Below are 10,537 nucleotides of genomic sequence, written 5' to 3'. Positions count from 1 at the left end.
CCAACGCACCGGGTAGGAAACACTGGCCGCCGCGGGATCACTCTCTCCCGTGGTGTAACTCGTCAGCGCCCGAGCCGGCAGGCCTTAGGGGCGTTGACCGGGTTGCAGCGCGCTTCGCCCCCACCGGGCAGTCGCACGACATAGCTGGTGCCATACGCGTTGCCCGGCTTGTAGAAGTCGGTCGAGACGATCTGCGCGCCGCTTGCAAAGGCCTGGTTGGCGCGGGTCGGGTCGTTCACCTTCGCCTCATAGGTTTCGATGTCGGCACGGGCGCGGACCAGATAGCCCTGCTTCACGCGTTCGGGAATCTCCCTGGCGCGGACATTGGCATTGTCGAGCAGGAGGAAAGCGGCATAGCTCTGCCCCGGCGTGGCGCGCAGGAAGGCCGCGCGGCCCTCCAGATTCTCGTGCCCGGCATGATAGGCGGCCAGCGCCTGGGGATCCATCGCGGTCAGCAGCAGGAAGACGAACTTGCCGCGCGACTTCGCAAGCGTCGGCCAGTTGTGCGCGAGCACGCCGGCCTCGAGCGTGGGATAGGTGCCGCGGACCTGGTCCGGCGTCACCAGCTTGTCGCGGCCAATCTCGCGGAAGATCGACTGGTCCATCTCGTCGAACGCGGCACGATCAAAGGCGAGGGGCGGGGACGAGTTCGGGAACACCGGCAGCGCATCGCTCTTCGCTTCGACCAGGATGAAGATGGGAGCGTGATCCGGATGCGCATCGGACCAGGCGCGAAGCTGCTTCAGGCAGCGCGTGAACAGGTTGCAGCTCGATCGCACGTCGAGATCGGCGACGTGGAACACCTTGAGGCCGGGCTTCTCCATGTCGGTGGCGTCATAGGGCAGCATCTGGCTGTCGCTGACGCCCTTGGCACGCAACGCGGCTAGACCTGCCGGATGGGCGTAGCGCCCGCCCTGGGGATCGTTGTTGATGTCGATCTCGAGGCTGCGCATCCCGGCGTCCAGCTGGTCGGACAGGCTGGTGTAGCGATAGCTCAAGCCTTCGCTCATGCTGGTGAAATTGGGGTGATATTCCTGCCAGTCAGCCTTCATCTTCTCGGGCATCGCCTTGGTGAAGGCGGCCAGCTTCGGGCCGAGCGTGGCATCGGCCATCGCCAGCAGCTGCGGGTCGATGCCCTGCGAATAGCTGTTGTGGGTGCCGATCACCTGGATCTCGTTGAGCCGCACCTCCTCGGTGCGGGGCGCTTCCTGGGCAATGGCGATCGCGGCGGCGGTGCAGGTGGCGATCAGGCCGAGGCCGATGGCGAGCTTCTTCATGTCGTGGGTCCTTGGTGCGACGGATCGCGCGCCGCCCCCTGCCGATTGGCCCGGGAGCGGCGGCGAAGGCGCGTCAGAAGTTGATCTTGGCGAAGGCACCGAGCGTCCGGTAGGCGTTCGGCGAGGTATAGTGCAGCAGGCCAAGCGGGCCGTAGATCTGCCAGCCGGTGGAATAATAGGTGTTCAGCAGGTTGCGGGCATAGACGCCGAACTCCACCACGCCGTCCAGCTTGGCCAGGCTGACACGCCCGTTGAGCAAGCCATAGCCCGGGATCCGCGAATAGGTGGAATTGGGCGTCTTGGTGCCATCCGCGTTGCTGACGGCCGGGGCGAGGATGTCGCCGAGCATCGCGCCGGTCACCGTCTGGGTGTCGCTGCGATAGCCATAGTCGAGATGCGCCTTGAAGTTCAGCCCGGCGCCGATCTCGTCGGCATAGTCCATCGTCACGCTAGCCTGCCATTCGGGCGCATTGGTAAGGCGCGTGCCGGTATAGTTGGCGGTCGGGCTGGCGACATAATCGGTGAAGGTGGCGTCGGTATAGGTAACCGAGCCGCCCAGCGTGATCTGCCGCGCCGGCTTGACCATGAGCGACGCCTCGATGCCGCGCGAACGCAGGCCCGGCGCGTTGCCGATCGCCGACGCCAGGATGAACCCGCCGATGCCGGTGCTCACCGGCGTCAGGATCGTCGCCTGGAAATCGGTGAACTTTGACGAGAAGGCTGCGAGGTTGAACCGGGCGCGGCGATCGAACAGCTCGCTCTTCAAGCCGATTTCCCAGCTCTTCACCGATTCCGGATTGTATGGATCGTAGCGGTTGCCGACAAAGGCGACGCCGCCCGGCTTGTAGCCCGTGGCATAGCTTGCATAGACCATCAGGTCGCGGCTGATCGTGAATTGCGGCGCGATGCGATAGGTGAAGCGGCCGCCCTTCTTCGATCCCGTGCGGAACGCCTCGGTCGGCCCGGCGCCGGTGGCGACGAAGATCGGCGAATAGCCGGTGATCGGCCTGGGATCGATATTGACGTAGCTGATCGTCTGGCTGTTCCAGTCGTAATTGTAGCGCCCGCCAAAGGTCACGCTGAACCGGCGCGCCGGCGTGATCTTGACCTGGCCGAACGCGGCCGCCGCCTCGTTGGTGGCGTCGAACAGCACGGCGTTGCCCAGCATCGCCTTGGTGATCGGATCGAAGGCGCCGGTCACCGCATAGAGCGTCGGCGACGGGACACCGGCAGGCGACAGCAGCGGCGTGCCGAGCGTGCCCCATTGCAGCTGGGTCTGCTTGGCATTCAGCTTGTTGTAGAAGGCGCCGAACAGATACTCGATCGTGCCGCCGGTGGGCGAGGCGAAGTGGATCTCCTCGCTGAACTTGTTCGTCTTCAGCCGGCCTGAATTGAACGGGATATAGGCATAGACGTTGCGGGGCAGCAGATCGGCGGGCGTGTCGTTGTCGAAACTCGTCTCGCGATAGGCGGTGATCGAGGTCAGCGTGTGCTGGCCCATCTCATAGTTCACATGGAGCGAACCGCCCTTGTTGGTCGTGGTGTTATGGCCCAGCGATCCGTCGGCGCTGTCGGCGTTCTCCGGCCCCGGGACGACGCCAAGCGCGATCTGCGCCGCGGTTAGCGCGGCGGCGGGCGCAAAGGTCGATCCGGCCGGGCCGCCAACGGGCACGCGGATGGCAGTGTCGATATGGTGGGTATATTCGCCGGCGAGCACCAGTTCGAGCGACGGCGCCGGCTGGAACAGCAGCTTGCCGCGCACGCCCCATTCGCTGACCAGGCCGAGATTGCGGTCGAGCACCACATAGCGGCCCTTGCCGTCCTGCCCCAGTGCGAAAGCGGAGACGCGCAGCGCGGCCTGATCGCTGAGCGGCACGTTCACGGTCGCATTGGTGTTGCGGTCGTTGCGCTCGCCATAGCTGGCATAGGCGGTGCCGGAGAACTGGCCGATCACCGGCTTGTTGGTGGTGATCGCGATCACACCCGAGGTCGAGTTCTTGCCGAACAGCGTGCCCTGCGGGCCCATCAGCACGTCGACGCGCTGGATATCGGTAAGGCCGATCAGGCCGTTGTCGCGCTGGGCATCCATCACGACGTCGTCGACGACGACATTGACCGATTTGGCATTGGAGAAATCGAACGAAGTGCTGCCGACGCCGCGGATCTGGAAGGCGGCGCCCTGGGTGGGGTCATATTGAACGCCGGGCACGACATATTGCAGGTCGGTGAGCGAGGTGAAGCCGCTGTCCTCCAGTGCCTGGCCGCTGACCGAGGTGATCGAGATCGGCACCGATTGTGCCTTTTCCTGGCGGCGCTGCGCAGTGACGACGATGTCGGCGAGGCCGGTATCCCCGGAAGCCTCGCTCGTCTGTACGGGAGCGGTGTTGGCGTTCTGTGCAAACGCTTGTTCAGTAACGCCAAAGCCGCAGCCGAGCGTTGCTGCGCTGGCCATCAGCGCACGAAACAGGTCGGTTCTCATCCGAAATACCCCTCGAAGTCCCACCGATTCGGCGGGATACGGGGCACCTCCTATGGTGTATCCATGACGGCATAATTACACTTGTTCAGTAAGTGCCTCGGGAGTTGTGCGCATTGCTGAAGATATTCCGGCGGGCTCGTCCAGCGAGGAATCCGCCAGAATTCTGAGTGAAACCAACGTGATCAGCGCGGCTGCCGCGCCCGGGACGAGCAGCACCGGCGCGAACGTCTGTTCAGGCCCAAGGGCCGCGCGCGGGTCGAAGCCCAGGGTGCGATAGCCCGCGAACAACAGCCCCGAAGCGACGGCGCCACATAGATTGAAGGGCAGGTGGAACCCGGCATAATGCGCGGCTGCACGCTTCCCCGACGGCGAGCTTCCGGCATCGAGCCGCGCGCCGAGCAGCATCCGCAGGGCCATGAAGTCGATCGCGGAGGTCAGCCCGAACGGCACCGTCCACAGAATCAGCGCGACTGGCGAGCCGGCGGGCAGCAGCGGCAGGGCAAGCGCCAGGCCCAGATTCGCCCAGAGCGTCAGCCGCAGCAGCGCGTGCGCGCTGAGACTGGCGCCGATCCGGATCGCCGCCAGGATGCCGATGGCGGCGCAGATGGTCTGAACGAGGATCCCGGTTGGCGCCCAGCCGTGCAGCCCCAGGCCATTGTCGACCATGTAGAAATAGCCGGTGGTGGTGATCGCCGCATGTGCACCGTTGAGCGCGAACAGCGCTGCCAGCCGGCGATTGCCGCGACTGGCGAACAGCAGCCACAACGGATCGAGCAGCGAGGCGAGCCGCCACCTGCCCGGCGCGGGCGCCTGGTCAGGCAACAGGGTGACGAGTGTGGCGTGCAGTACCAGCGCACCAAAGGCGACGGTGATCATGATGACGGTGAAAGGGGAGGGCCAGCTGGCGACCTGCAGTGCGCCGATCGCCGAAAAGCAGATACCGCCAGCGATCCCGAACAGCGTCCGCGTGCCGAATATCCGTCCCCGGGACCGGTTATCGTGCGCGGCCTCGAGTGCCCAGGCGCCGTGCGTGACGTTGCACAAGGCCCAGCCGACCACCAGCGCGACCAGTGCGACTGCCACCGAGGTGATCGATGGCGCGGTGCCCTGTCGCAGCAGTCCGGCGGTGCCGATCAGCGCCAGCGCGGTACCCAGGATCATCCATAGTCGCCGCCGCCCGAGCCGATCCGATCCGTGATCGCCCATCGATCCCGCGAGCAACTCGGCCGGAATCGACGCGAAATTGGCGAGCAGCACCAGCCAGCCGACAACACCGACCTGCAGCGAGAGTTCGCCGGAAAGATACGGTGCCAGGAACACCCGCCGGGCGAGGTCATAGCCTGCAAAGGCCAGCGACGGCAGCGACAGCACGATGAGGCGCGTGCCCGACAATATTTCCCGATCCGCCATCCCGCCGCACTCCGGCCCGGCGCCTATCAGCGGGTTGTGCCGTTTCGATGACTCCGCGCGCTCAGCCGGTCGACCGGGTCCGCCAGGTCTCCAGCGCGGCTAGGGCATGGGCAAAGTGCGCGCGATCGGCAGTCTTGCGCGCCATGCCGATCATGCCCATGCCGAAGGCGGCAATCGACAGGACCTGTCCGGCCGCGCGGTCGAAGCCCGCGCCGATACCGATCCCCATTGGCGCCATGTCGCTCGCGCGCCAGTTCTCACCGCGCCTGCGCCGCATGTCGATCGCATAGGGCAGCAGGCTGGGTTCGCGGGCGCTGGCGAGCGCGATCATCGAGGTTGCCTTGACCAGGTCCTGGATACTGGTGTCGTTGGGGGGCGTGCCATTATGGTCGATGCGGATATCACTCCGCCGGCTATGGAAGCGGGCAATGACCGCATGGAGGCCGGCCACCACCAGGGTGGCGCGGGCCCCGAAATGATAGACGACCGTGGAGGCCGGCACGCCGGCGGCAAGCGCGACCGAGCGGTGCGTGACGCTTTCGATGCCTTGCGAGACGATCAGGTCGGCGGCGCTGCTCGTGATCCGTTGGCGCTTCGCATCTTCTTCCTCGGCTGCCGGCGTCACGGCGGCATCGAGCCGGCTGATCAGCGATGCGATCACGGCGCCCTTGTCGGCATCCGCGCCGGGAAAGATGCCACTCGCAAAGCGCTGGAGGCACAGCGAACGGAGCAGCGCATATTTCGGATCGTCGCCGGCGCCGAGCGAGAATCCGGCCTCGTCCAGCACATAGCCGAGCGCCAGCTCGGCCAGCGCCGCGTCCCCGAAGATCAGTTCGGCCCAGAACCGCCCGGCATCGTCGAGCCAATCCTCGAGCACAGGCAGCCGATCGGGCCGCAACGCACGATCATGCACCAGCTCGATCAGGAGGATCGCCTGGCGTCGCTCCCGGGTCACCCATTCGCGCAATGCCAGTTCGGCGATGGCGGCGCGCGAGGCGCTGTCCCTGGCGCCCACATCGCTCGCAAGCGCTCCCCATTTTCCGAAGAACACCAGGTCGCGCGCATGCGCTGCCTGCGTTACGCCCTCAACTAGCTGCTCCTTGCTGCCCATGCGCGCCGAGATGACAGGCACGCTTACGCCAAGGCTGGTCGCGAGTGGTCGCAGCGTCAGTTCGGCGAGTCCCCCGGACGCAATAAGATCCAGCGCCTGGTCGACGATCGCATCGACGGAAATACCAAGGGGAAGCGTTGATCGGTTCACGGGCACGCCGCGGGTCTATCGCAATCCCTTCTCCCGGTCACGATCCGCGAAGCATCGCGCGCGTTCCCCGTTGGGCTTGCCGCAAGGGTGCCAGGTCGGGTGGAAGACGCTGTGCCGGATTTGCCGGCGACCACTCCGCCGGGCCGTCCGGCTTGAACTTCGTCTCTGAATGTACTAACTGGTACACAGTTGACGTCGCCGCCGCGACGGTTCCGCGATTCGACGCGTCCCATCGCCCAACCGCATTCCGGCCTCCCCGACGATCGTTACGCAAGAAGGAGGTGCCGCATGTCGGGCACTAGACAATGGGCCAGCCTGCTTACACGCAGCTGGCTGGTGCTTTTAGGCCTGGTACTGCTCGCGGCGGGCCTGTTCTTTGCCATCGGCGGCGCCAGGCTGGTGAGCCTTGGCGGCAGTTTCTACTTCCTGCTCGCGGGTATCGCGCTGGTGGTATCCGGCGTGCTGATCGCGCGCCGTCGCTCGGCCGGCGCGCTGGTCTTCGGCGCCACCTTCGCGCTGACGATCCTCTGGGCGCTATGGGAAGTGGGCCTGAGCTTCTGGCCGCTGATCTCCCGCCTGCTCGCGATGGGTGTGGGGGCGACAGTGGTTGCGCTGTCCTATCCCTTGCTGCGCCGCGCACAGGGGCTGGCCCCGATGTGGCGCCCGGCGCTTGCGACGGGCGCCGTGCTCGGCATCGCCTCGGCGACCGGCTTCGGCGCGATGTTCGTGCCGCACCCGACCGTGGCCTTTGCCGGCACGCCGGGCGCGCTGCTTCCCGTCGATCCGGCACAGGCGCAGAAGGACTGGGCCGCCTATGGCAACACGCCGGGCGGCAGCCGCTTCGTCGCGCTGGACCAGATCACCCGCGACAATGTGCAGAACCTCAAGGTCGCCTGGACCTATCGCACCGGCGATGTCGCGGTGAGCGACGGCAATGGCGCAGAGGATCAGGATACGCCGCTGCAGATCGGCGACACCGTCTATATCTGCACTCCGCACAACAACGTCATCGCGCTCGATGCCGATACCGGCCGCGAGAAGTGGAAGGCGCTGATCAACGCGCATGCCTCGGTGTGGATGCGCTGCCGCGGCCTCGCCTATTTCGATGCGCGCGCGCCGCTGCAACAGCCGAGCCTGCCCGGCGCGACGCCGGTCGCCGCAGCCACCGTGCCGGAGGGTGCCGCCTGCCAGCGCCGCATCCTGATGAACACGATCAACGCCGAGCTGATCGCGCTCGACGCCGATACCGGCAAGTTCTGCACGGACTTCGGCCAGGGCGGCCGGGTCGATCTCAAGGCTGGCCTCGGCAACGCGCCCGACCCGCAATATCAGCTCACCGCCGCGCCGACGCTGGCCGGCACCACGGTCGTGGTCGGCGGCCGCATCGCCGACAATGTCCAAACCGACATGCCCGGCGGCGTGGTCCGCGGCTTCGACGTGATCAGCGGCAAGCTGCGCTGGGCGTTCGATCCCGGCAATCCCGCGATCACCGGCACGCCCCCGGCGGGACAGACTTATACGCGTTCGACCCCGAACGTCTGGTCTTCCATGTCCTATGACGCGGCCTCGAACACCGTGTTCATGCCGGTCGGCAGTTCGTCGGTCGACCTGTACGGCGTGCCGCGCACGGCTCTCGACCACAAATACGGCGCCTCGATCCTCGCGCTCGACGCCACTACCGGCCGCGAGAAGTGGCATTTCCAGACCGTCCACAACGATCTCTGGGACTTTGACGTGCCGATGCAGCCGAGCTTCATCGACTTCCCCATGCCCGGTCGGCCGGCCGTCCCGGCGCTGATCGTCGGCACCAAGGCCGGGCAGGTCTATGTGCTCGACCGCGCCACCGGCAAGCCGTTGACCAAGGTCGTCGAGACGCCGGTCAAGGCGGCGGACATCCCCGGCGAACCCTATGCGCGCACCCAGCCGCGCTCGGTCGGCATGCCGCAGATCGGGGTGGGTCCGCTCGCCGAGAAGGACATGTGGGGTGCCACCCCGTTCGACCAGCTGCTCTGCCGCATCGCGTTCAAGGGCATGCGCTATGAGGGGCTGTACACCGCACCCGGCACTGACAAGTCGCTCAGCTTCCCCGGCTCGCTCGGCGGCATGAACTGGGGCGGCGTCTCGACCGATCCGACCACCGGCACCGTCTTCGTCAACGACATGCGGCTGGGCCTGTGGGTGCGGATGGTGCCGCAGACCGCCACACAGGCGGGCAAGAGCGGCGCGGCCGGCGAGGCGGTCAACACTGGCATGGGCAGCGTTCCGCTGAAGGGCACGCCCTATTCGGTGGTGAAGGATCGCTTCCTCTCCGCGCTCGGCGTGCCATGCCAGGCGCCGCCCTATGGCACGCTGACCGCGATCGACCTCAAGACGCGCAGCATCAAGTGGCAGGTGCCGGTCGGCACGGTGCGCGACACCGGCCCGCTCGGCATCCGCATGGGCCTGCCGATCCCGATCGGCCTGCCGACTCTGGGTGGCACGCTGGCCACGCAGGGCGGCCTCGTCTTCATCGCCGGCACCCAGGATTATTACCTGCGGGCCTTCAACTCGGCGAACGGCGCAGAGGTATGGAAGGCGCGATTGCCGGTCGGCAGCCAGGGCGGGCCGATGAGCTACCGCTCGCCGCGCACCGGCAAGCAATATGTCGTGATCACCGCAGGCGGCGCGCGCCAGTCCCCTGATCGGGGCGACTATGTGATCGCCTACGCGCTGCCCTGACCCGATGATCGGGAGCGCGGCCCGCCGCTGCGCTCCCGCCCTTGTTCAACACTGGATGATCCCGTGTCCGACGACACGGGAAGGAGGGCGCTTTGGCCCGGTACACACCGATATTCGCAGCGGCTTTGCTGTCCGCCGCCCCCCTTTCAGGCGCGCATGCCCAAGCGGAAGCGTCTGCGCCGGCCGAGCCGGGCCTGTTGTCCCCGGATCGGGAGACGCTCACCGGCGATTGGGGCGGTGCGCGCAGCGACCTGCGCGAGGCGGGGATCAGCGTCCGCGCCGATTATGTCTCCGAGACCTTCGCCGCCGTCGATGGCGGCCTGAAGCGCGGCACCGGCTATACCCAGCAGCTGCGCGCCGGCGTCGATGTCGATCTCGACAGGACGATCGGCTGGTCGGGCGCGCTCTTCCATCTCACGCTCAACGACCGGCGCGGCGTCGGCGTCTCGTCGGACATCGTCGGCAACCGGCTGCCGATCCAGGAAGCGGCGGGCGGCAACTTCACCAAGCTCACCGAATTCAGCATCGAGCAGAATTTCGATAGCGGCCGGCTGAACCTGCGCGTCGGCTATTTCGCGATGGGCAACGACCTGGGCGGCATGGCGATCGGCTGCAACCTGGTGAACGCCGCCTTCTGCGCGCACCCGCTGGCCTTTTCGGGCGACACCGGCTGGTACAATTACCCCAATGCCCGCTGGGGCGCCGCGCTGCGCTATCGGCTGCGCCCGGATGTGACGCTGCGCACCGGCCTCTTCCAGGTCAATCCTCGCCTCAACGACCAGCATAATGCCTTCCGTCCCTTCGCCGGCGGCTCGACGGGCGTGCTGGTGCCGATCGAAGTCGAATATGATCCGGGCATCGGCAAGGACAGTCGCGTGCTGCCGGGCCACTACAAGCTCGGCTTCTACTATGACAGCTCGACGGTGGCGCGGCAGGGCCGCCCGGGCAGCGTTACCGGCCGCTACGGCGCCTATATCCTGGCCGACCAGATGGTGGTGCGCGGCAGCGGGGGCAGGGGGCTCTCCGTCTTCGGGCAGTTCGCCGCCAATCCCCGGGCATCGGCGCCGATCACCCGGTGGTTCGCTGCCGGCCTGGTCAAGACCGGCACCTTCGCCAGCCGCGATGCCGATACGATCGCGCTCGGCATCATCCAGGCGCGGGTCAATCCGCGGCTGCGCGACCTGCACGAGGCGTCCCAGGCCGTGCCCGACGGCTTCGTCTCGCTGCCGGCCGGCGAGACCGCGATCGAGCTGAGCTACGGCATCCAGCTGCGCCGCTGGCTCAGCATCCGGCCGGACGTCCAGTATATCCTCGATCCGGGCACCTTCGCCTTCCGCCGCACCCGCAACGCGCTGGCGTTCGGCAGCCAGGTCAAGGTCCAGTTCTGATGCA

At 66.9% G+C, this 10,537-nt stretch carries 6 protein-coding genes; 2 read left to right on the top strand and 4 right to left on the bottom strand.

What is annotated here, in order from left to right:
* Positions 1-62 precede the first annotated feature (62 nt).
* The 4 genes from AAHM44_RS03890 to AAHM44_RS03875 all read right to left on the bottom strand — a co-directional run bounded on the left by AAHM44_RS03890 (position 63) and on the right by AAHM44_RS03875 (position 6,427).
* Entirely contained in the window at positions 63-1,277 is a 1,215-nt protein-coding gene (locus AAHM44_RS03890) for a Ca2+-dependent phosphoinositide-specific phospholipase C (protein WP_342249089.1), read from the bottom strand.
* A 73-nt stretch (positions 1,278-1,350) separates the two neighbouring features.
* Positions 1,351-3,756: a TonB-dependent receptor gene (locus AAHM44_RS03885; RefSeq protein ID WP_342249088.1), complete on the bottom strand. Its 2,406-nt coding sequence runs from the start codon at positions 3,754-3,756 to the stop codon at positions 1,351-1,353.
* Between the two features lie 75 nt (positions 3,757-3,831).
* Positions 3,832-5,166, bottom strand: coding sequence for an MFS transporter (locus AAHM44_RS03880; RefSeq protein WP_342249087.1), 1,335 nt, complete (start codon positions 5,164-5,166; stop codon positions 3,832-3,834).
* Positions 5,167-5,227: 61 nt separating this feature from the next.
* Positions 5,228-6,427 carry a TetR family transcriptional regulator gene (locus AAHM44_RS03875; RefSeq protein WP_342249086.1) on the bottom strand — a complete coding sequence of 400 codons (1,200 nt, stop codon included), beginning with the start codon at positions 6,425-6,427 and terminating at the stop codon, positions 5,228-5,230.
* A 288-nt stretch (positions 6,428-6,715) separates the two neighbouring features.
* Here AAHM44_RS03875 and AAHM44_RS03870 point away from each other — a divergent pair, with 288 nt between their 5' ends.
* Both AAHM44_RS03870 and AAHM44_RS03865 read left to right on the top strand, forming a co-directional pair.
* Complete coding sequence (locus AAHM44_RS03870; protein ID WP_342249085.1) at positions 6,716-9,145, top strand: glucose/quinate/shikimate family membrane-bound PQQ-dependent dehydrogenase; 2,430 nt, start codon at positions 6,716-6,718, stop codon at positions 9,143-9,145.
* Positions 9,146-9,342: 197 nt separating this feature from the next.
* Positions 9,343-10,533: a carbohydrate porin gene (locus tag AAHM44_RS03865; protein ID WP_342249084.1), complete on the top strand. Its 1,191-nt coding sequence runs from the start codon at positions 9,343-9,345 to the stop codon at positions 10,531-10,533.
* The last annotated feature ends 4 nt before the right edge of the window (positions 10,534-10,537 follow it).

The sequence above is a fragment of the Sphingomonas sp. OTU376 genome, assembly GCF_038440415.1.
GTDB classification, from domain to species: domain Bacteria; phylum Pseudomonadota; class Alphaproteobacteria; order Sphingomonadales; family Sphingomonadaceae; genus Sphingomonas; species Sphingomonas kyeonggiensis_A.
Note: the sequence above shows the minus strand (reverse complement) of the source record. Positions and strands in the feature narration are given on the sequence as shown.

What these genes read in the sequence shown, in the direction of transcription:
- AAHM44_RS03890 (WP_342249089.1), bottom strand. Translation starts at nt 1,277, where the DNA reads ATGAAGAAGCTCGCCATCGGCCTCGGCCTGATCGCCACCTGCACCGCC.
- AAHM44_RS03885 (WP_342249088.1), bottom strand. Translation starts at nt 3,756, where the DNA reads ATGAGAACCGACCTGTTTCGTGCGCTGATGGCCAGCGCAGCAACGCTC.
- AAHM44_RS03880 (WP_342249087.1), bottom strand. Translation starts at nt 5,166, where the DNA reads ATGGCGGATCGGGAAATATTGTCGGGCACGCGCCTCATCGTGCTGTCG.
- AAHM44_RS03870 (WP_342249085.1), top strand. Translation starts at nt 6,716, where the DNA reads ATGTCGGGCACTAGACAATGGGCCAGCCTGCTTACACGCAGCTGGCTG.